The sequence below is a fragment of the Hyunsoonleella aestuarii genome (assembly GCF_006148925.1).
Taxonomy (GTDB): domain Bacteria; phylum Bacteroidota; class Bacteroidia; order Flavobacteriales; family Flavobacteriaceae; genus Algibacter_D; species Algibacter_D aestuarii.
Genome location: NZ_VAWB01000001.1, coordinates 356,567 through 378,463, shown reverse-complemented (window position 1 = coordinate 378,463; position 21,897 = coordinate 356,567). Strand labels below are relative to the sequence as shown.

The following is a 21,897-nucleotide window of genomic DNA, read 5'->3' as shown; positions in this document are numbered from 1 at the left end:
TTTCAAAAATTGTTATTTTTTTAATAATATCAGTTGATTAATGACGTTATTCATGCAATGAAAGAGAAAATATTAGTTTTTTTATTATGTTTTGGTTTAATCACCTTTGCTCAACAAAAGAAGTATAATATTGAGTGGAAAGGCATTCAACCTTTATCTACGGGGAGTTACACTTTTAATGTGCCTTCTTTTAATAAAGAAAATTTCAGTTATCATGGTGATCAAGGACTTTTATTTATTGCCCAATGGGCAATAAATAGAGATATAGATGAGTCTTCCGTTAAATTAAGTAATATTAAGTTCGAAGTTATTAACAAAAGTGATTTAGGTGATTTAAAGCCTGATGAAATTGATGACGAACTTAATTACAGTCTTAAAAAGTCAAAAGCTAGAAATAAACGTTATGCTTATTTTCAATTATCACCAATTTTAAAGGAGGCCAATGGAACTTTTAAAAGAGTTGTTTCCTTTCAGATTAATTATTCAAACCAATCTATATCAAGTAAAAGAGGATTGACTAGCAAAAACTTTAATATAGGTAAAACTATATCCAACTCAGTATTGAGTTCTGGTGAATGGTATCGCTTTTACGTGGATACAACAGGAGTTTTTCGATTGTCTAAAAGTTTTTTACAAAGGTTAGGTGTAAATGTAAATGGTGTTGACCCAAGAAACATTAAACTTTACGGTAATGGGGGTCGTATGATACCATATTCTAATGCGATTCCTTATCCTTTTGATGTAGTTGAGAATGCTATAAAATTTGTTGGTGAGGAAGATGGGCTGTTCAACAATGAAGATCATATTTTATTTTATGCTCAGGGTCCTCGGGAGTTTAACGAGGAAAGCAATACCAATATAAATTGTTATACCGATAAAACATATTATTACATTAATGTTAGTTCAGGCCCTGGAAAGCGTATTCAAGCATTTAATCAGCCTACCGGTACCCCTAATTTAATAATTGAAAGCTATCAAGATTATAAATTTCATGAAATAGATGAGTACAATATAGCTACGGTTGGAAGGCGTTGGTTTGGTGACCGATTTGATGTAGAAAGTCAAAAAATATTTGAATTTGATTTTCCAGACATTATAACTACTGAACCCGTTAATGTAAAGGTAGAGGTTGCTGCAACTTCTGATGCTGAAAGCTCAATGCAAATTAGTGTTAATGATATGCCGGTTTCCAATATCAACATGGCGGCAGTAACTGGAACTAATTTAGTTAATGGGGGTGGGTACAATGGTATTTTAAATATCAATTCATCCACAGTAAAAGTTACATTGGATTATGATAATCAAGGAAACCCAAGTGCTCTGGGATATTTGGATTATATTTCGGTTGAAGCTACGCGGGCTTTGAATTTTTTGGATAAACAATTTCAATTTAAAAATAGAGATGTTGCATCTGATTCTGGTATCGCTCAATATAATATTTCAAATGCTTCAAGAATATCAGAAATTTGGGATATAACCGATATTTATAATGTAACTAATTTTGGTAATGTAGATGCCAGTGATAACTTAAGTTTTACAGCCGCTAGGGGAACACTTAAAACCTATGTAGCTGTGACTTCATTAGATTATTTTGAGCCGCAGTTCGATGCTACAACTACTGTTAGAAATCAAAATTTAAAGGGTACCATTTTTAATAATGATCTTGGGGAGTTCCAAGACATAGATTATTTGATAGTATCTCCTAATAATATGTTAGGTGAGGCACAACGATTAGCAGACATAAATAAGAGACAATATGGTCTTAATGTGAAAGTTGTAGGATTAAATGAAATTTATAATGAGTTTAGTACAGGCAATCAAGATATTGGAGCTATTAGAAATTTAGTTAAGTATATTTACGATAATGCTAGTTCTCCAGAAAATAGAATAAAGTACTTGTGTTTATTTGGTGATGGTTCTTTCGATTATAAAGATAGAATCAGAAATAATACGAACATTGTGCCTTCATGGTATTCCTATAATAGTTACAGTCTTGTATTTTCATTTGTATCCGACGATTTTTATGGTATGATGGACACGAATGAAGGAACCATGGTTAACAGTGATAAACTCGATATAGCTGTTGGTAGAATGCTTGTTGATACGCCACAACGTGCAAAGGAAATGGTTGATAAAGTTGAGTTGTACCATGCAAAAGAAGCCTTTGGAAGTTGGAGGAATAATTTTATTGCCGTTTCTGATGACGTAGATGTAGAATGGGAGGAACGCTTGCAAAGAACAACCGATAGCCTTAGTAATGAAGTGGCACGGGAAAAGTCCTTTATTAATGTGTTAAAGCTTCATAGTGATGCTTTTCAACAAAGTTCTAGTGCAGGTGGAGATGCCTATCCCGAGGTTACGGAAGCCATGATAAATGCAATTGATAAGGGAGCATTGGTTGTTAATTATTTTGGTCATGGAGGTGAAGAAGGGTTGGCTGGTGAACGAATTCTTCGAAAACCAGATATTTTAAATTTCCAGAATGTTTGTAAGCTAAATTGTTTTGTAACGGTTACTTGTGAATTCACAAAATTTGATAATCCACTTAGGGAAACTGCAGGAGAACTTACCTACTGGAATAAGGAGGCCGGAGCAATTGGATTAATTACGACTACAAGACAAGTATTTGTGCTATTTGGCACTACATTTAACATTATTTTGGAGCAATATCTATTTTCGTTTAGTGATAATGATCGCTTCAGTGATTTTGAATATCCAACTATGGCAGAAGCCTTAAGGCTTGCAAAAAATGATCCTTCGTTGTCAAGTCAAACTCAAAGGCGTTTAGTTTATTTTATTGGTGATCCAGCAATGAAGTTGGCTATCCCTAAACCAAACATTAGATTAACTGAAATTAATGACGTTCCAATAAACCAATCTACAGATGTGCTGCAAGCATTGGGCTATGCTAAATTAAAAGGAGAAGTTACAGATTTCTCTGGCAATATTTTAAATAATTTTAATGGAATCCTTAGTACCACGATATATGATAAATCAATAGAAAGACAAACTTTAGCTAATGATGGTACGAGAGATTCTAGTGATCAATTAATCAAAATGGACTTTACAACTTTGGGCTCTGTAATTTTTAGAGGTCAAGCTTCAGTAGTTAATGGTCAATTTGAATTTGACTTTATAGTCCCAAGAGATGTATCTATTCCAATAGGGTTTGGTAAAGTAAGCTTTTATGCTAATAATGAAGAATTATTGTTAGATTATACAGGAGCTAGTATAAATACAGTAAGGATAGGTGGATTGAATGAAAATGCTGAAGAAGATAATATAGGTCCAGTAATTTCCTTATTCATGAACGATGAAAACTTTGTTTCTGGAGGAATTACCAATGAATCACCTACACTATTAGCAAAACTAGAAGATAGTAATGGTATTAATACTGCTAGTGGTATAGGTCATGATATTATTGCTATTATAGATGGAGATGAAACCAATCCCTATGTTTTGAATGATTATTATCAAACAGAAGTAGATAGTTATCAAAAAGGAATTGTTAGTTTCCCATTTAGAGATTTAGAACCTGGACTTCATACCTTAACTCTAAAAGCATGGGATGTTTATAATAACTCATCGACATCAGAAATTCAGTTTATTGTATTCGATGAAGATCAAGAATTGGTCATTAACAACGTTTTAAATTACCCGAATCCATTTGTTAATTATACAGAATTTTGGTTTAACCACAATAGTTCAGATGCTTTAGACGTTTCTATACAGATATTCACCGTTTCAGGTAAGCTAGTTAAAACACTAAATGGACAAACCAACGGAGGAGCAAAAGTAACAAGCTCACTATCTCGAGACATGGTTTGGGATGGAAGGGATGATTTTGGTGATAAAATAGGAAAAGGGGTCTATATTTATAAGCTAACGGTAAGATCACCTCTTCTAAATAAAAAAGTTGAAAAAATAGAAAAACTAGTCATTCTTTAACAATAACCGATATTTTTGGTTGGTTCAACGGATTTAGAAATGACTTTTAAAATAAAATATATATTTGCTAAATAAAACTGATTCATGAAGAATAAACTATTAATACTAGCAGTCCTGATTGCTTTTTTGAAAGTTGAAGCACAATCAACTGTTATCATACCAAATGAAAATGACTCAAGAGTTATAACTACAGGTATCCCTTTTGTTTTGATAGCGCCAGATGCACGAGCGGCAGGTATGGGAGATATGGGTGTTGCAACATCTGTAGATGCCTTTTCACAACAATGGAATTCTGCCAAATATGTATTTTCTGAAACAAAATCGGGAATTGGAGTGAGTTATACACCTTACTTGAGCAAATTAGTTAATGATATTTTCTTGGGTAACATTACTTACTTCAATCGTTTAGATGAACGTAGCGCTTTTGCAGCAAGCTTAAAGTATTTTTCATTAGGAGATATTGAGTTTGTTCCAGATGAATTCGCTACACCTTTAATACAAAGACCAAATGAATTAACTATAGACGCCTCATATGCGCTAAGACTTACGGATCAATTCGCCATGTCCGTAGCAATGCGTTATTTAAGATCAGATTTGAGATTACAAGGAGTCGATGGAGACATAACGGCAGCAAGTACTTTTGGCGTCGATATATCTGGATATTATCAAAGTGAAGAAGAGGCTTATAACGATTTTAATGGACGTTGGAGAATGGGATTTGCCATCCAGAATATCGGGCCAAAATTTAAATACGATGAAGGAGGACAAGAAAATTTTCAGCCGACAAATTTACGTTTAGGAGCTGGTTTCGATTTTATTTTCGACGATTATAATAAAGTATCTGTTACAGCAGAGGTGGCGAAACTATTAGTGCCTACTCCCCCGATATTAGGTACGGAGGTTGTTTATAACGATTTAAATGGAAATGGAACTTATGATGGCCCTGCTGATGATGAGCTCATTAGTGAAACTGATAATGTTATTTTTGAAGGGCAATCTCAAGATGTTAATTTCTTATCTGGTATTTTTCAGTCTTTCGGGGATGCACCAGGAGGTTTCAGTGAAGAATTAGAAGAATTTACATGGGCACTGGGTGCTGAATATATGTATCAAGATTCTTTTGCTTTTAGAGCTGGATATTTTAATGAAGCAGAGGAGAAAGGAGCACGAAAATTTTTAGCTTTAGGAGCTGGATTCAAATATAATGTTGTAAATATTGATTTATCGTATTTGTTTTCTGCATCAAAAGTGCAAAGTCCTTTAGAAAACACACTACGTTTCTCACTAACTTTCAATATAGGCGCTGGGGAGTATACAGAATACTAAAATTTAAAGTTATTCTTTAAAACAAAAACTATTGTTCATCGGGCAATAGTTTTTTTGTTTAAATTTAGTGCACATTTTAAAATGTCTTTAAATTATGAAGGAAGTTAAAATAGAATCCACCTTATTTGTTTATGAATCTATTGATGAACTTTCAGAAGACGTTTTTTTATTAATTCAGAAGGCTATAAAATCTAGAGAAATGGCTTATGCGCCATATTCTGAATTTAAGGTAGGTGCAGCTATTCTTTTAGATAATGGAGAGGTTGTAACAGGTAATAATCAAGAGAACGCCTCATACCCATCCGGATTATGTGCAGAACGCACTGCTATTTATTACGCTGGAGCTAATTATCCAGATGCTAAAATAGTAAGAATGGCAATTTCTGCGAGTTCAAATAATAATATAACAACAAAACCAATACCACCTTGTGGAGCATGTAGACAAGCAATTGCAGAGTATGAAATAAAGCAAAACGTACCCATTGAAATATATTTTATGGGTAAGACAGGAAATGTAATGCGATCCAATTCTTTGAGTGATTTATTACCCTTAGTTTTCGATAAATCTCAACTATAATTTTTACTAATTTTAAAAAGTTTAAAATATTTCTTAATAATAGTATTGAAACCTCAAAAATCTATTTGAAGAGACTGTTTTTTAATATTTTTTTACTTTAAATGTGCTTGCGTTTTTGCAATAACTAACAATGTATTACTTTTGTATTCCGCATAATTAAAACCTAGAAATAGTCAATGCAAAAAATCACAAAAGAGGTTTACCTAAAATGGTACGAAGACATGTTATTCTGGAGAAAGTTTGAAGATAAACTTGCTGCAGTATACATTCAACAAAAAGTAAGAGGATTTCTTCATTTATATAATGGTCAAGAAGCAGTTTTAGCAGGTGCTTTACATGCTATGGATTTGACTAAAGATAAAATGATTACGGCATACCGCAACCACGTTCAACCTATAGGAATGGGTGTGGATCCTAGACGTGTTATGGCTGAGTTATACGGTAAAGTAACAGGGACATCCAAAGGTATGGGAGGCTCGATGCATATTTTTTCGAAAGAACACCGCTTTTATGGTGGTCATGGTATCGTTGGTGGCCAGATTCCTTTAGGAGCAGGTATTGCTTTTGGAGATAAATATCATGGAGTTGACGGGGTTACCTTGTGTTGTTTTGGTGATGGAGCTGCGAGACAAGGATCATTGCACGAAACCTTTAACTTGGCAATGCTTTGGAATTTACCTGTAGTATTCGTTTGTGAAAACAACGGATACGCGATGGGAACATCAGTAGAACGAACAGCAAATCATGATGATATTTGGAAGTTAGGTTTAGGTTATGAAATGCCAAGTGGTCCTGTTGATGGTATGAATCCAGTTAAAGTTGCAGAAGCTTTTGATGAAGCTATTAAAAGAGCAAGAAGTGGCGGCGGACCAACATTTTTAGAATTAAAAACATATCGTTACAGAGGGCATTCAATGTCTGATGCACAGCATTATAGAACGAAGGATGAAGTAGAAGAGTACAAAAAAATAGATCCAATTACTCAGGTTAAGGATGTTATTCTTGAAAAGAAATATGCTACCGAAGAAGAAATAAAAGTAATTGACAAGCGTGTTAAAGCGAGAGTAATTGAATGCGAGAAGTTTGCTGAGGAATCTCCATTCCCAGAAAAACAACAATTATATGATGTTGTTTATGAACAAGAAGATTATCCATTCATCCCACATAAATTATAGAATATGGCAATAGTTGTAAATATGCCGCGTTTGAGCGACACAATGGAAGAAGGAACGGTTGCTGCTTGGTTGAAAAAAGTAGGTGATAAAATTGAAGAAGGAGATATTTTAGCTGAAATTGAAACGGACAAAGCTACTATGGAGTTTGAATCTTTCAATGAAGGGACATTGCTTCATATTGGTGTTCAAGAAGGAGAAACTACAAAAGTAGATGAGCTTTTAGCCATTATTGGTGATGAAGGTGAAGATATTTCAGGTATTTTAAATGGTGCTGGAGCTTCTACAGAAGAAGCCAAAGAAGAGAAAGCAGATGAGGTTGTCACTCCGAGCGCAGTCGAGTCTGAGGAAACTCAAACTGAATCAGCAGAATTTCCAGAAGGCGTTATAGTTGTAACCATGCCACGCTTAAGTGATACCATGGAAGAAGGAACCGTAGCCACTTGGTTGAAGAAAGTTGGTGATACTGTTGAAGAAGGAGATATTTTAGCCGAAATAGAAACGGATAAGGCAACGATGGAATTTGAATCATTCCAGTCGGGTACTTTATTAGAAATCGGATTACAAGAAGGAGAATCTGCTAAAGTAGATGCACTCTTAGCAATCATAGGTCCAGCAGGAACAGATGTTTCTGGAGTAGCTTCAAACTTCTCTGCAACATCTGCGCCGGCTAAAAAAGAAGAAGCACCAAAAGTTAAGGCTGAAGCTCCTAAAGCGGCACCCGCTAAAACGGAAACAAAATCAAAAGCACCATCACCGACTCCAGTCACAGAAAATGGGCGTTTATATGTGTCGCCATTAGCTAAAAAATTGGCTGAGGAAAAAGGCATTAACTTGACTAAAGTTCAAGGATCTGGTGAAAAAGGGCGTATAATAAAACGAGATATTGAAAATTACGAACCAGCAGCTGGAGCAGCTTCAGTTGGTAAATTTGTACCTTCAGGTCAGGAAGATTTTGATGAGGTGCCAAATTCTCAAATGCGTAAAGCTATTGCTAAGTCGTTAACTAAATCTAAATTCTCTGCACCACATTATTATTTGGCAGTTGAATATGATATGGATAATGCGATTGCTTTTAGAACACAGTTCAACTCAATTCCAGATACTAAAATATCATTTAACGACATGGTAGTTAAAGCTTGTGCCTTAGCTTTAAAGCAACATCCACAAGTAAATTCTCAGTGGTTTGATGATAAAATGCGCTTGAATAACCACGTTCATATTGGTGTGGCTGTTGCTGTCCCAGATGGATTGGTTGTACCAGTAGTTCGCTTTGCAAACGAGCAAAACTTACCACAAATCGGTGCTGAGGTCAAAGAATTAGCTGGTAAAGCTAGAAATAAAAAATTAACTCCAGATGAAATGTCTGGAAGCACATTCACGGTTTCTAACTTAGGTATGTTTGGTATCGATTATTTTACATCGATTATCAATCAGCCTAATTCAGCAATTTTATCTGTTGGAGCTATTGTTCAAAAGCCAGTAGTTAAAAATGGAGAAATCGTGGTTGGAAATACCATGAAGTTAACACTTGCTTGCGACCACAGAACGGTTGATGGTGCCACAGGGGCACAATTCCTTCAAACATTAAAAGGATATATTGAGAATCCTGTGACGATGTTAGTTTAAATTATAGATGCCACCCTAAGCTCTGTCGAATAGGCAAAATAAATATCGAAAACCTGTTTCATTTGTTTGAAATAGGTTTTTTATTAATTATTATTTTGCCGTATAGGGCTCTATTATAGAACTTACAGTAAAAATGTTGTCTGCGGTGAATCCACCCATTTTCGGATGCTCCTCTATTAGTGTTTTCATAATAAAGAGTTAAAGATTAATAACCCAAAATTATATGTATCGCGAAGGCGTGAATTCTATTATTGGTTCAAAAAAATTAAAATATCAAACATTTATAAGGGGCTTTTTAATCAATATATTGTTTGGTAAATGTTGAAGGTAATAAACCAAATTCTTCAGAAAAACATTTCGAAAAATAAGCAGGTGTATTAAAACCTGTTTCAAAAGCTACTTGCGAAATATTTCCTTTTTGATTGTATAATAACTTCATAGCACGTTGCAAACGTAACTTTTTAATAAAATTATTTGGGGAACAACCCGTAAGTTTTTTAATATTCCGATTAAGTTGAGATTTACTAAACCCCATTTTTTTACTGAAATCATTCACGTTAAATAGAGGATTATTCCAATGTAATTCAACATACTTCATCAAATTGATTAAGAATAATTCCTCTCTTGGGATTAAAGATCGTATCAACGATTTATCTATTAAAGCATGTTCGTGTTCTTTTCGATATTGTTCCTCGGCTTCAGATGATATAACAATATCTCCTTGAACAATTTCACATAAATAAGTTGATAGGGCTATAGCATCTTGGAACAATTCTTTTTTATCTGTAACAGGCTCTCCCGTGCTAATTCCAATATTTATTTCCTTGTAAGAACTGTCAAAATTAGGGGTTATATATTTAGTGTTATGTTTAATGTTTTGTGCGCAAAGAATAGCATCGTCCATAGTTTTAAAGGAAACGAGATAGCTGTTGCTCTTAAGAAGAACCACCTTTCCATTACATTTACTAATACATTTTCCAACACTTTTATGATAACGTTGATAAAAAAGATCAAACTGATTATTATTCATTCTATGAATATAATTGCTTGATTCAATAACCATTATTGCTCTGAAGGCAGAATCAATAATGTCATTTTCTGATTCAGGATCGTGTAATCTGCCCAAAAACGATTTAACTAAATTGCTGTCTACTTCAATTATTTCGTGTGAAATTAACCCATGTGTATGCAGATGAAGTTCTGTTACAGCATCTTTATTAGGTGCCTCGATTAAACAAAAAGCATTTTCTCTTTCTTCGTCAACCCAATATGTAAGGGCTTTGCAGCTATATTTATCTTGATGAATTAAATCCTTTAAATGCGCTTCGGCAGCATCTTTTAAAGTTACTCCAGGCAAATCGTGCCTATCCATATATATTGGCATAACAGTTTAATTTTCTGTGATTTACACAAGTTATAAAAAATTAACATCATAATCAATAGTGAGAATCGAGTAGTTCTAAGAAGTATCATTGACTAATTTCATATCTTTAGCTTCTTTTAATAAAAAATGAAAAAATTCTTATTTATTTTAAGTGCTTTATGCATTGTTAGCTGTAAAAGCAAAAATGGTACTTTCCAAGATCAAAAAGATTCATCTATTAACGATTTAAGTATTAAAGAATCACAGGTAAGGACGAGTCTAGAGTACTTAGCATCAGATGAGCTTGAAGGAAGGAATACTGGAACGCTTGGTATAGAAAAAGCAGCAATCTTCATTGAGAAGGTATTTCAAGAAAATAATGTTAAGCCATATTTCGAAACTTATAGAGACAGTTTCAATTTAAAGGATATAGTTGGTTATAATGTTGTTGGTTATATAGAAGGGAATGACTCAATCCTTAAAAATGAGTTTGTAATTCTTGGAGCACACTACGATCATATTGGTACAGCGAAAGAAGTAAATGGAGATATCATTGCTAATGGCGCTAATGATGATGCCTCTGGAACCGTTGCTGTTTTAGAGTGGGCAAAGTATTTCTCAAAGACTAAATCTAATAAAAGAAGTATACTATTTACACTTTTTTCTGCAGAAGAAATGGGACTTAAAGGTTCTGGACACCTTGCAAAGCGGCTAAAAAAAGAAGGGATTAATTTATATACAATGATTAATTTCGAAATGATTGGCGTACCAAGAAATGAAAATGAGATTATGGCTTATATCTCTGGTTATGAGAAATCTAATATTACAGAAAAACTAAACACTTATGCTCATTCTGAAATTATAGGTTTTTTCCCTAAAGCGAAGGAGTTTAATTTATTTATGCGATCAGATAATTATCCATTCTACGAGGCATTTAAGGTTCCAGCACATGCCATTTCTACTTTTGATTTTACAAACTTTGATTATTATCATCATGTTGATGATGAAGCGGATAAAATGGATTTTAAGCACATGACTAACTTTATCACTAAAATGATTCCTCCGATTGAAGGAATGGTGAATTCTGCTTCTCAAGAAATTAAAATGAATCATGACTAAAAATATCATTATTACAGGTACTAGCAGAGGAATTGGTTTTGAATTGGTGCAACTATTTTCAAAAGCAGGACATAATGTCTTAGCACTTTCGCGGAATGAAAAACCGATCCAAAGTTTAAAATTAGGGAACGTTACTTGTTTTTCTTTTGATTTAAATGATAACAATGCTTATAAAAAGATTAAAGATTTTGTTAATGAGAAATGGGGGAAGGTTGATATTTTAATTAATAACGCAGGGACGCTTTTAAATAAGCCATTTTCTGAAACTACAATTGGTGATTTTGAAACAGTATATAAAACCAATGTGTATGGCGTTTCAGAACTTACAAGAATAGTATTGCCCTATATGAAAAATGAGAGCCACGTGGTAACAATAAGTTCCATGGGAGGTGTGCAAGGAAGCATGAAATTTCCTGGGTTGGCAGCATATAGTTCTAGTAAAGCTGCCGTTATAACTTTAACCGAACTTTTAGCTGAGGAATATAAAGAGTCAGGGATTTCGTTTAATGTTTTAGCTTTAGGTGCCGTACAAACCGAAATGTTAGAAGAAGCTTTTCCAGGATATAAAGCACCTACGACAGCACTGGAAATGGCAGAGTATATTTTTAATTTCGGTCTTAACGGAAACAAATACTATAACGGCAAGTTGCTTCAAGTTTCAAATTCTACGCCTTAATTTATGAGTAAATATAAATGCATCATTTTCGATTGTGATGGTGTTTTAATAGATAGTGAATCTATTGCTATTGGCGTTTTGGTCGATATGGCTAACGATTTAGGAGCTAATATGAATTTTGAAGAATCGCTTATTGGTTTAAAAGGGAAGTCATTAAATTCTTGCATGCAATTAATTGAAGATAAGATTGGGAAACCTTTACCCATGAATTTTGAGCCAGATTACCGCATTAATACATTTGAGGCTTTTAGGAAAAATATTCAACCCATAAAGGGTATAACAGATGTGCTGAACAAATTACAAATTCCATTTTGCGTGGCTTCTAGTGGTCCAGAAAATAAAATAAGATTAAACCTGGACGTAACGGGTTTATTGCCTCATTTTGAAGGTAATATATTTAGTTGTTATGCCATACAAAAATGGAAACCAGAACCCGAAGTATATTTGTGGGCAGCAGAAACCATGGGTTTTAAACCTCATGAATGTTTAGTCATTGAGGATAGTGTTTCAGGGGTTAAAGGTGCTTTAGCTGGCGGATTTGATGTTTTTGGTTATACCGAACATGATTACAAAAATGAGCTAAACCCTATTGCTACGAAAACATTTAGTAGCATGGATAAACTCTTAGCTATGCTCGATTAAAATTACTTTTGAAAGGCAATCAAAGTTGAAATAGGAGGCACTTTTATAGTGTCATTTATAACTTTTTCACCTTGAAAATCAAAAGCATCTCCTTCAAGGACTAGATTCCAAGAATCTTCTAGTTGATATAAAATTGGGTCTGGATTAGCATTATAAACAACTAAAATACGCTTCCAAGTATCTTCGTTTGCATTATTATTAAGGGTGTAGCTAATAATTCCATTTGCGATTTTTTCAAAATGAAGATTATTAATTACGTCTTCAGCATTTGTCATTCTAAAAGCAGGATGCAACTTTCTAAGAGTTATTAGATTTTTATAATAATTAAAAACATCCAAATATTCGGATTTTCTATTCCAATCAATTTGATTTATTGAATCGGGACTTTTATAAGAATTCTCTATGCCATTTTTTGTTCTTAAGAAATCGCTTCCCGAATGTAAAAAAGAAATGCCTTGTGATGTTAAAACTATAGCATTAGCGAGTTTTTGCATGGCTATAATGTCTTTTTTACTAGTATTAGGATTAGAAAGTTTAAGTTTATCGAAGGCGGTATGGTTGTCGTGGCATGATACATAAGAAACAGATTGCCAAGGTTCTTTTGCCCAAGCTTTATTTGAGTAATTCACCTTTGTAAAAGCAATTTGAGGATGTTTAATAGCTCCAACAATACCAAATTGAATCGAGGTTTCTTCATTTTTTGCACCACTAACAAACCCTTGACTTTCTTTTTCAAAAACAGAACCTTTTAGGCCATCTCTTAATTCATCAGAAAAAGCAGCAATCTTTGAAATTTTAGAAACATTAGCTTTTGTTGCTCGCTGTTTTTTGGGTAAGGGTGAATTGGAGGCTAGCCATCCTTCCCCATATAATAGAATATTAGGGTTTATCTTATAAAGTGATTCCGAAATAGCATTCATAGTTTCAATGTCATGAATACCCATCAAATCGAAACGAAAGCCGTCCATATGATATTCCTTAGCCCAATAAGAAACAGATTCAACAATAAATTTTCTTACCATTGCACGCTCAGACGCTACCTCATTGCCACATGCCGAAGCATCAGAGTATGAACCATCATCCCACTGCCTATAGTAGTAATCCGGAACTTCTAAATTAAAATTAGAGTTCTGTGTTTTGCCTGTATGGTTGTAAACTACGTCCATAATAACCCCAATACCATTATCATGAAGTGATTTTACCATTTGCTTAAACTCCTTAATTCTTAACGCAGCGTCATAAGGATTTGTAGAATAAGAACCTTCAGGCACATTGTAGTTTAAAGGATCATAACCCCAATTATATTGTTCTCGGTCGAGATTAGATTCATCTACTGTAAAGTAATCAAAACTAGGAAGTAAATGAACATGTGTAATTCCTAATTCTTTTAAATGATCCAAACCAGTTTTTAGACCATCAGAAGTTTTGGTGCCTTTTTCAACAACACCGAGAAACTTTCCTTTATTGCGAATTCCAGACGTTTCGTGAATACTAAAATCTCGAATATGCATTTCATAAATAATGGCTTCATTTGGAGATTTTAAATCAGGGCCGGTATCATTTTTCCAATCCATAGGATTAGTCGATTCTAAATCCAATACCATAGCTCTTTTTCCATTTACTCCAACGGCCCTAGCATAAATGCCGGGTGTTTCTTCTTGCCATTCGTAATTTATTTTGGTTTGGTAAGTGTAATAAAGTCCTTTTAAATTTGAGTTGATTTTAATGGTCCAAATACCATCGCTTGTTGAATTTAGGTCGTAAGTATTTATGTGGTTGTTACCATCACCATTTTTATAAAGATGTAATCTGACATTAGTGGCTGTAGGAGACCAAATTTTAAATTCACATAATCCTTCATTGTAGTTTAACCATAAGTCGCTTTTGGTTGGTTGGGTAAATTCTGAAAAAGATTTATAACTAGGTTTTTCTTTACAGCTTTGTAACAACATTAGGCACATAAATATGTAAAGGATTAATTTCATTAACTACGACACTTTATATGGAATGCTTCGATGACATTTAAAGTGGTAACTAATATAACCTAATTTTAAATAAATCAATTTTCAGACAATAACAATTATAGTATTTTTGCTTCTATGCAAAAGCCTCTTTTGGATTTTATACCAAAATCTGCCAGCCCTTTAATTGAAAACCTATTAAAGTATGATGGTCTTATTCTGAAGATAAAAAAGGAACGTAAAACACGTCATGGAGATTATAAGCCTTTATCAAATGGCAAACATCAAATAACGGTTAATTCAAATTTAAACCCATATAGGTTTTTAATTACCCTAATTCATGAGATAGCCCATTTTGAGGCCTATAAGAATTATGGTAGGCTTATAAAGCCACATGGAATGGAATGGAAGCGCACCTTTCAGCATTTAATGCTACCTTTTTTAAACCCAGAAATATTTCCAAACCATTTATTACCATTATTAGCTAAACACTTTATAAACCCTAAGGCTTCTAGCGATACAGATGTTCAATTGGCATTGGCTTTAAAGGATTATGACGAACCTAACGATAAAACCTTTATTTTTGAAGTACCGTTGGGACAAACATTTCGTTTATATAATGGCAAAGTTTTTAAAATGGGAAAGAAGCGCGTTAAGCGTTTTGAATGTGTTGAAGTTAAAACAGGACGATTATATTTATTTAATCCTAATGCAGAAGTAGAACTTATAAATAATGCAAATGAATAAAAATTATTACGCCATTTTAATGGCAGGTGGTGTTGGATCAAGATTTTGGCCAGTGAGTACGGAGGATTTCCCAAAGCAATTTCATGATATGTTGGGAACTGGCGATACCCTAATTCAAAAAACATTTACTAGGCTTACTGATCTAATTCCTGTTGAGAATATTTTTATTTTAACCAATGAACGATACAATGATTTAGTTTTACAGCAACTACCACAGGTTAAACAAAGGCAAGTAGTTTTAGAACCTGCAATGCGAAATACGGCACCTTGTATTTTATATGCATCGTTAAAAATTCAAAAAGAAAACCCTGATGCCGTGATGATTGTAGCTCCAAGCGATCATTGGATTGAAGATGAAAAAACATTTTCAAAAAATGTACAACAGGCATTCGATTTTTGTTCAGAAAATAATGCGCTTATGACGTTAGGTATTCAGCCAACATTTCCAAATACGGGGTATGGCTATATTGAATACGATAAATTTTCCACAAAGGGTATAAAATCTGTTAAACAGTTTAGGGAAAAACCCGATTATGAGATGGCAAAGGAGTTTATTAATCAAGGAAATTTTTTATGGAATGCTGGAATTTTTATGTGGAGTGCAACAACTGTAGTTAATGCTTTTAAGAGTAGTCAGCCAAGGTTATATGAACTATTTGAAAAAGGTATTTCTACTTATAATACTAATTTCGAAAATGATTTTATAAAAGATAATTACCCTAAGGCGGAGAATATTTCTGTGGATTATGCCATTATGGAAAAGTCCACTAATGTGTATGTGGTTGCAGCAGAATTTGATTGGAATGATTTGGGAACATGGGGCAGTTTATATGATAAATTAGACAAGGACGAATCTAAAAATGCAGTTGTTAATTCTAGAACACTAGTTGCTGATGCCTCTGGCAACATGATTCGAACAAATGATGATAAAATTGTAGTAATCGATGGTTTGAGTGATTATATTATTGTGGATAAAGATGAAGTTTTACTTATCTTTCCTAAATCAAAAGAACAAGATATAAAGAAAACGCTCCAAAGTGTTAAAGACAAATTTGGAGAGCAATACGGTTAACAATGACTCAAGAAAGTAAATTCAATTTTTCTGAAGAAGAATCCAAAAAAGAGCAAGCAGTAGAAGCTTCAAAACAAGCTGTTAAAAAAGATGCTCAAGGGTTAATGCAAAGCATTAAAAAATTCTTTAGTGATTTATTGGATTTTCGTGAGGATACCGATAGAGATGCCACCATTCAAGCCATAAAGGGCGATATACCTTTCAAGGGTGCTACGGCTTGGATTTTAATTTGTTCAATTTTTGTTGCATCTGTAGGCCTAAATGCAAATTCTACGGCGGTTGTGATTGGTGCCATGTTGATTTCTCCTCTTATGGGGCCTATTTTAGGGGTTGGACTTTCAATAGCAATTAATGATATAGATACACTCAAACGTTCTTTAATAAACTTAGCCACTATGATAGTGCTTAGTTTATTAACTGCTTTTTTGTTTTTTTGGCTGTTCCCATTAAGTGAAGACACATCAGAACTTTTAGGTCGAGTAAAACCAGATATTCGGGATGTATTAATTGCATTTTTTGGTGGTCTAGCACTTATTATAGCGAGAACAAAAAAGGGGACCATAGCTTCCGTAATTTTTGGTGTTGCTATTGCTACAGCTTTAATGCCTCCCCTCTGTACTGCTGGTTATGGATTAGCAAAAGGAAATTGGATATACTTTGGAGGCGCCATGTATTTATTTACCATTAATACCATATTTATTGCGCTGGCAACTTTTCTAGTTTTAAAGCTTTTAAGATTTCCGATGCTTAAGTATGCGAATTCAAAAAAGCGTCTTTTTATATCAAGAATGGCGACTTTACTAGCAATTATTGTGATGGTACCTGCCGTTTGGACCTTTTTAAATGTTTTAAAGGAGAGCAATTTTAAACGTGATGCGGCCAATTTTGTAAAAGAGGAATTAAAAACATTGCCACATTACGATTATTTAAAAAATAATGCAGTTTATAAGTATTTTGATGATAGCGAATCTGTTATCGAGCTAAGTACTTTTGGTTTAGATGAAATATCGGATGAAACTATTGTTTTATTGCAAAGCAGAATGGCAGACTATTCTGCGTTAGCAGATGTAAAGTTGATTGTAAACCAAAACCGATCAAAGAATCTAGATAACTTTAAATATATGGAGGAGTTGCGAACAAGAGATTCTTTGGATTTGTTAACACAAACTCAAAAAATAGCTTTTCTTGAAAGTAAAGTTTCGCAATTGTCCAAGTTAGAAAAGAATTATATAGAGTTTGAGGAGTTATCTAAAGAGGTAAAGATTAATTATCAGAATATAGAAAGAATTAGTTTTTCAAACGTAATCAGTTCCAATTTCTCAAAAATGGATACTATTTCGGTTTTTGAAGTAAAATGGATTGATTCGCTTACTAAGGATGCTACTAGAAAAGATGAAAGAGATAGGTTGGAGAAGTGGTTTAAGCAAAAGTTAGAATTGGATACCCTCGTTATAAAGCGGGTTAATTAACTATTTTCTTCAATGTACATTCTTCTTACTTTCTTGAATAGGTTGGAAGAATAAACAAAATCGGTAACAATTTTGTTATCGGTTTTAAAAATTGTTTCTTTTGAGCCTTCCCAAGCCTTTAAACCATCTTTTAAGAATACAATTTTCTCCCCTATTTCCATTACGGAATTCATATCGTGAGAGTTAATAACAGTTGTTATTTGATATTCATCTGTAATTTCCTGGATGAGGTTATCTATGACTATGGCAGTATTTGGATCTAAACCGGAGTTTGGTTCATCACAAAATAAATATTTAGGATTATTAACAATAGCTCGTGCAATGGCCACACGCTTCTGCATACCTCCAGAGGCCTCACTTGGCATCTTTTTATGGGCATCAGGAAGATTAACGCGTTTAAGGACAAAATCTGCACGTTCTTCCATTTCAACTTTACTCATTTTAGTAAACATTTGGAGAGGAAACATGACGTTTTCTGCAATGGTCATGGAATCGAACAAAGCGCTTCCTTGAAAAACCATACCAATTTCCGCTCGTAAATTTCGTTTTTCATCTTCAGTTAACTGTGAAAATATTTTACCATCGTATGATATAGAACCTTCTTCATAATCAAATAACCCTAAAAGGCATTTGATAAAAACTGTTTTACCGGAACCACTTTGTCCAATAATGAGGTTCGTTTTACCTTTAGAGAAAGAGGTGCTAATGCCCTTTAAAATATGGGCGTCTCCAAACGATTTATGTAATCCTTTAACCTCTATCATTAGCCTAACATCATATCTGTTAATATATAGTTAAGAAGTATTATGGCAACACTAGTCCAAACGAATGCTGTTGTACTAGCCTTACCAACTTCTAATGCTCCACCTTTCATATAATAACCATGAAAAGATGGTATTGTTGCTAAAATAAAAGCAAAAACAAAAGTCTTTATAAAAGCATAAAAAATATGAAAAGTGTCGAAGTCTGTTTGTATGCCAATTATATAATCGGCTAGAGTAGAATAGCCTCCAAATACGCATGCGGCCATCCCACCAAGAATTCCTAAAAACATACCAATGGCAATCGCAAAAGGGTATAATAGCAGTGCGATTGTTTTAGGAAATACGAGGTAATTAAGTGAATTAATTCCCATAACTTCAAGAGCGTCAATTTGCTCGGTAACGCGCATTGTCCCTATGCTAGAGGTTATAAAAGACCCTACTTTTCCGGCCATAATAATAGATGTGAAAGTAGGTGCAAATTCTAAAATAACAGATTGCCTTGTCGCAAATCCAACAAGGTATTTTGGTATGAGTGGATTGTCAATGTTAAGTGCCGTTTGTATGGTAATAACGCCGCCAACAAAAAATGAAATAAAAGCAATAATACCTAAAGAGCCAATAATTAAATCGTCAATATCTTTTAAGATTAATGTTTTCATCACCGACCATTTTGTTGGTTTACGAAACATTTCGGCAATCATTAAAAAATAGGCGCCAATATTATGAATGTAACTCATATAAAAATTTGTTAGCGCTAAAGTAAAAAAAACTTAGTCTTTATTATCTTAAAAATAAAATTATGATGTTTTAAATTATGTATTTTTGGTTACTAAATTTATCTAAATTATGCTTAAGAAAATTATTATTGTTTTATTGGTAGGTATATCCTGTTTGTCTACAAAGGCTCAAGATGCTTCAAATAAGGCAAACATAGATTCTGCTTATAGTGATGTCCCAAAATTGGTTGTCGGGATTGTGATTGATCAAATGCGTTATGATTATTTAACACGATATTATTCTAAATTTAGTGAAGGTGGATTTAAACGATTAGTGCATGAAGGCTTTAATTGTAAAAACAATCATTTCAATTATATCACAACCAAAACCGGACCAGGTCATGCCTCCATTTTCACGGGAACAACACCCAAATATCATGGGGTAATTGGAAACGATTGGTTTGATAAAACATTAAGTCATAATGTTAATTGTGTTGAAGATAAATCTGTTTTGCCAATAGGAACCGATAGTAAAGATGGTATGAAATCGCCTCACAGACTTTTAACAACAACCTTTGCAGACGAGAATAGGTTATTCACACAAATGAAAGGCAAAACAATTGGTATTTCGTTAAAACATAGAGGCGCCATTTTACCAGCAGGTCATACAGCAAATGCAGCTTTTTGGTGGGATTATGAACATGATGGAAGTGGTAACTGGATTTCAAGCTCTTTTTACATTAATGATTTGCCTCAATGGGTTAAGAATTTTAACGAATCGAATATTGCTGAATCTTATTTTAAGCCATGGAATACATTATATAATATAGACTCTTATACTGAGAGTGGCTCAGATTTAAACAAGTTTGAAGGGGGGTTTAAAGGAAAAGATTCACCAATTTTCCCTTATGATTTAGAAGTGTTGAAAGATCAAAATGAAAATTTCAAAATTATTGCCGAATCGCCCTATGGAAATAGTTTATTAACAGATTTCGCTTTAGAAGCGATTGAAGGAGAACAACTAGGACAAGATCGTTTTACGGATGTACTTACCATAAGTTATTCAAGCACTGATAAAGTTGGTCATAATTTTGGAGTTAATGCTATTGAAACACAAGACACCTATTTGCGGTTGGATTTAGATATAAAAAGATTATTAGAAGCTTTAGATGAAAAGGTTGGAGAAGGACAATACACTGTTTTTTTAACTTCTGACCATGGAGCACCTTATGCTCCAGGTTATTTAAAATCTAAAAAGATACCAGCAGGGTTTTTTGATGCTTCAGCTATGAGAGTTGCATTAAATCAATTTCTATTTGAAAAATATGGTGTTTTAAATTTGATTTTAAGTAGAATAAATAATCAGATATTTCTGGATCATAAGAAGATTAATGATTATAAGATAAACCTAAAACAATTAAAAGAAGAGATCTCTCTTCAATTACTTCAGTACAAGTTAATAGATAAAGTATATGTGACTTCACAAATAAACCAATTCGTTAATACTTCAGGAAACGGTTATTTAGAAACCTTATTGGATAATGGACATCATCAAAAACGTTCAGGGGATATTTTGTTTGTATTCAATCCTTCAGTATTTAAGGATACACCTTGGAATCGAACAGGTACAGACCATCATTCATGGTTGAGTTACGATACTCATGTGCCGCTATTATTTTTTGGAAAAGGGATTAAGCGTGGGCAAACAATAAGAAAAACTGAAATTACAGATATAGCGCCTACCATTTCCGCTCTTTTGGGAATTAGTTTTCCTAATGGTTGTGTTGGTGAACCTTTAGACTTTGTTTTAGATTAGTTTGAAGAGGAAAACAACCTATATTATAGTTTCCATATTTATTATAATTGGTGTTTATGGATATGAACATTTTTTAAAAGAGGAAGAGGTAAATATTGCAATTGAGACAGGCGAAATTGAAAAAAATGACACAAAGTCTTACTTTCTACCTTCAAGTACTACAGGACAGGTTATTCATCACGAAGGTTATTCCCTATCCTATAAAGAGAAATATGAGCAGGCTGAATGGGTAGCTTACGAATTAAAAAAATCTCATCTTTCAAAATCAAAGTATAAGCGTCCTTTTTTTGAGATTGATCTTGCCGTAAAGACTGGTGCGTCTCATTGGCGGAACTATAAAAATTCTGGATTTGATCGTGGGCACTTATGTCCAGCAGGAGATAGAAGATACAGTCAAGAAGCTCATGACGAAACTTTTTTAACGAGTAACATTAGCCCACAAGACCATGATTTTAACGCTGGTGTGTGGAATCGGTTAGAACAAAAGGTAAGATATTGGGCCAGAAAATATGACGGTGTATTTGTTGTAACAGGAGGTGTTTTAAATGGAGAAATGGAAACCATAGGAGATGAATATGTTGCCGTACCAAACCAATTTTATAAAGTACTCTTAGACTACAATTCAGACAATCCTAAAATGATAGGTTTTCTCCTACCAAATAGAGACTCTAGAAAACCATTGTACGAGTTTGTTGTTTCTGTAGATAGTTTAGAAAAGACCACAGGAATTGACTTTTTTCCAAGTTTAGAAGATGCTTTAGAACGTCAGCTTGAAACTTCAAATAGCTACAAATCATGGAGTTTTTACTAATCAACGAAAATATTTGCGCTTAAAATGTTAGATAGCTAACAAATAAGGTCTTTTATGTATCTTATCTTTCCAAAAATTTTAAAATCAAA

Annotated in this window: 17 protein-coding genes; 13 read left to right on the top strand and 4 right to left on the bottom strand. The window is 33.6% G+C overall.

Annotated elements, in window-relative coordinates:
- Nucleotides 1–57 precede the first annotated feature (57 nt).
- The 5 genes from porU (at nt 58) to FEF17_RS01860 (ending at nt 8,652) form a co-directional block, all read left to right on the top strand.
- On the top strand, nt 58–3,948 hold the full coding sequence (gene porU / locus FEF17_RS01880; protein ID WP_139000665.1) for a type IX secretion system sortase PorU: 3,891 nt from the start codon (nt 58–60) through the stop codon (nt 3,946–3,948).
- Between the two features lie 84 nt (nt 3,949–4,032).
- Nucleotides 4,033–5,274 carry a type IX secretion system outer membrane channel protein PorV gene (gene porV / locus FEF17_RS01875; protein WP_139000664.1) on the top strand — a complete coding sequence of 414 codons (1,242 nt, stop codon included), beginning with the start codon at nt 4,033–4,035 and terminating at the stop codon, nt 5,272–5,274.
- Between the two features lie 94 nt (nt 5,275–5,368).
- A complete protein-coding gene (gene cdd / locus FEF17_RS01870) occupies nt 5,369–5,851 on the top strand; it encodes a cytidine deaminase (protein WP_139000663.1) in 483 nt (160 codons plus the stop codon).
- 176 nt (nt 5,852–6,027) lie between these two features.
- Nucleotides 6,028–7,026 (top strand): pyruvate dehydrogenase (acetyl-transferring) E1 component subunit alpha, encoded by a 999-nt coding sequence (pdhA, locus tag FEF17_RS01865; protein ID WP_139000662.1) that lies wholly within the window; start codon nt 6,028–6,030, stop codon nt 7,024–7,026.
- Between the two features lie 3 nt (nt 7,027–7,029).
- A complete protein-coding gene (locus FEF17_RS01860; RefSeq protein ID WP_139000661.1) occupies nt 7,030–8,652 on the top strand; it encodes a pyruvate dehydrogenase complex dihydrolipoamide acetyltransferase in 1,623 nt (540 codons plus the stop codon).
- A 295-nt stretch (nt 8,653–8,947) separates the two neighbouring features.
- On the opposite strand, the gene FEF17_RS01855 is transcribed toward FEF17_RS01860, so the two are convergent.
- A complete protein-coding gene (locus FEF17_RS01855; protein WP_139000660.1) occupies nt 8,948–10,036 on the bottom strand; it encodes a nickel-binding protein in 1,089 nt (362 codons plus the stop codon).
- A 126-nt stretch (nt 10,037–10,162) separates the two neighbouring features.
- Here FEF17_RS01855 and FEF17_RS01850 point away from each other — a divergent pair, with 126 nt between their 5' ends.
- Genes FEF17_RS01850 through FEF17_RS01840 form a run of 3 tightly spaced genes read left to right on the top strand, consistent with a single transcriptional unit; the run spans nt 10,163 to nt 12,452 of the window.
- On the top strand, nt 10,163–11,134 hold the full coding sequence (locus FEF17_RS01850; RefSeq protein WP_139000659.1) for a M28 family metallopeptidase: 972 nt from the start codon (nt 10,163–10,165) through the stop codon (nt 11,132–11,134).
- Nucleotides 11,127–11,810 (top strand): SDR family NAD(P)-dependent oxidoreductase, encoded by a 684-nt coding sequence (locus FEF17_RS01845; protein WP_139000658.1) that lies wholly within the window; start codon nt 11,127–11,129, stop codon nt 11,808–11,810. The genes FEF17_RS01850 and FEF17_RS01845 overlap by 8 nt, the downstream gene beginning before the upstream one ends.
- 3 nt (nt 11,811–11,813) lie before the next feature.
- Complete coding sequence (locus FEF17_RS01840; RefSeq protein ID WP_139000657.1) at nt 11,814–12,452, top strand: HAD family hydrolase; 639 nt, start codon at nt 11,814–11,816, stop codon at nt 12,450–12,452.
- A 2-nt stretch (nt 12,453–12,454) separates the two neighbouring features.
- Here the strand turns inward: FEF17_RS01840 and pulA are convergent, their stop codons facing one another.
- Nucleotides 12,455–14,437, bottom strand: a complete 1,983-nt coding sequence (gene pulA, locus FEF17_RS01835; protein ID WP_139000656.1) for a type I pullulanase — start codon at nt 14,435–14,437, stop codon at nt 12,455–12,457.
- Nucleotides 14,438–14,551: 114 nt separating this feature from the next.
- Here pulA and FEF17_RS01830 point away from each other — a divergent pair, with 114 nt between their 5' ends.
- The 3 genes from FEF17_RS01830 to FEF17_RS01820 are packed head-to-tail and all read left to right on the top strand — an operon-like array spanning nt 14,552 to nt 17,701.
- The gene (locus tag FEF17_RS01830) at nt 14,552–15,160 is read left to right on the top strand and encodes an ImmA/IrrE family metallo-endopeptidase (RefSeq protein ID WP_139000655.1); all 609 of its coding nucleotides are present in this window, start codon (nt 14,552–14,554) and stop codon (nt 15,158–15,160) included.
- Nucleotides 15,153–16,232, top strand: a complete 1,080-nt coding sequence (locus tag FEF17_RS01825; RefSeq protein ID WP_139000654.1) for a mannose-1-phosphate guanylyltransferase — start codon at nt 15,153–15,155, stop codon at nt 16,230–16,232. Before FEF17_RS01830 ends, FEF17_RS01825 begins: the two co-directional genes overlap by 8 nt.
- 2 nt (nt 16,233–16,234) lie before the next feature.
- Complete coding sequence (locus tag FEF17_RS01820; protein ID WP_139000653.1) at nt 16,235–17,701, top strand: DUF389 domain-containing protein; 1,467 nt, start codon at nt 16,235–16,237, stop codon at nt 17,699–17,701.
- Here the strand turns inward: FEF17_RS01820 and FEF17_RS01815 are convergent.
- The gene (locus FEF17_RS01815; protein ID WP_139000652.1) at nt 17,698–18,465 is read right to left on the bottom strand and encodes an ABC transporter ATP-binding protein; all 768 of its coding nucleotides are present in this window, start codon (nt 18,463–18,465) and stop codon (nt 17,698–17,700) included. The genes FEF17_RS01820 and FEF17_RS01815 overlap by 4 nt on opposite strands.
- Nucleotides 18,465–19,202, bottom strand: coding sequence for an MlaE family ABC transporter permease (locus tag FEF17_RS01810; RefSeq protein WP_139000651.1), 738 nt, complete (start codon nt 19,200–19,202; stop codon nt 18,465–18,467). The genes FEF17_RS01815 and FEF17_RS01810 overlap by 1 nt, the downstream gene beginning before the upstream one ends.
- A 109-nt stretch (nt 19,203–19,311) precedes the next feature.
- On the opposite strand from FEF17_RS01810, the gene pafA reads away from it, so the two are divergent.
- Together pafA and FEF17_RS01800 are read left to right on the top strand one after the other, a co-directional pair.
- Entirely contained in the window at nt 19,312–20,997 is a 1,686-nt protein-coding gene (gene pafA / locus FEF17_RS01805) for an alkaline phosphatase PafA (RefSeq protein WP_139000650.1), read from the top strand.
- A gap of 1 nt (nt 20,998) precedes the next feature.
- The gene (locus tag FEF17_RS01800) at nt 20,999–21,808 is read left to right on the top strand and encodes a DNA/RNA non-specific endonuclease (protein ID WP_139000649.1); all 810 of its coding nucleotides are present in this window, start codon (nt 20,999–21,001) and stop codon (nt 21,806–21,808) included.
- Nucleotides 21,809–21,897 lie beyond the last annotated feature (89 nt).

Bases quoted from the DNA above. Each gene is read 5' to 3' on its own strand.
- porU (WP_139000665.1), top strand. From the start codon at position 58: ATGAAAGAGAAAATATTAGTTTTTTTATTATGTTTTGGTTTAATCACC.
- porV (WP_139000664.1), top strand. From the start codon at position 4,033: ATGAAGAATAAACTATTAATACTAGCAGTCCTGATTGCTTTTTTGAAA.
- cdd (WP_139000663.1), top strand. From the start codon at position 5,369: ATGAAGGAAGTTAAAATAGAATCCACCTTATTTGTTTATGAATCTATT.
- pdhA (WP_139000662.1), top strand. From the start codon at position 6,028: ATGCAAAAAATCACAAAAGAGGTTTACCTAAAATGGTACGAAGACATG.
- FEF17_RS01860 (WP_139000661.1), top strand. From the start codon at position 7,030: ATGGCAATAGTTGTAAATATGCCGCGTTTGAGCGACACAATGGAAGAA.
- FEF17_RS01855 (WP_139000660.1), bottom strand. From the start codon at position 10,036: ATGCCAATATATATGGATAGGCACGATTTGCCTGGAGTAACTTTAAAA.
- FEF17_RS01850 (WP_139000659.1), top strand. From the start codon at position 10,163: ATGAAAAAATTCTTATTTATTTTAAGTGCTTTATGCATTGTTAGCTGT.
- FEF17_RS01845 (WP_139000658.1), top strand. From the start codon at position 11,127: ATGACTAAAAATATCATTATTACAGGTACTAGCAGAGGAATTGGTTTT.
- FEF17_RS01840 (WP_139000657.1), top strand. From the start codon at position 11,814: ATGAGTAAATATAAATGCATCATTTTCGATTGTGATGGTGTTTTAATA.
- pulA (WP_139000656.1), bottom strand. From the start codon at position 14,437: ATGAAATTAATCCTTTACATATTTATGTGCCTAATGTTGTTACAAAGC.
- FEF17_RS01830 (WP_139000655.1), top strand. From the start codon at position 14,552: ATGCAAAAGCCTCTTTTGGATTTTATACCAAAATCTGCCAGCCCTTTA.
- FEF17_RS01825 (WP_139000654.1), top strand. From the start codon at position 15,153: ATGAATAAAAATTATTACGCCATTTTAATGGCAGGTGGTGTTGGATCA.
- FEF17_RS01820 (WP_139000653.1), top strand. From the start codon at position 16,235: ATGACTCAAGAAAGTAAATTCAATTTTTCTGAAGAAGAATCCAAAAAA.
- FEF17_RS01815 (WP_139000652.1), bottom strand. From the start codon at position 18,465: ATGATAGAGGTTAAAGGATTACATAAATCGTTTGGAGACGCCCATATT.
- FEF17_RS01810 (WP_139000651.1), bottom strand. From the start codon at position 19,202: ATGAGTTACATTCATAATATTGGCGCCTATTTTTTAATGATTGCCGAA.
- pafA (WP_139000650.1), top strand. From the start codon at position 19,312: ATGCTTAAGAAAATTATTATTGTTTTATTGGTAGGTATATCCTGTTTG.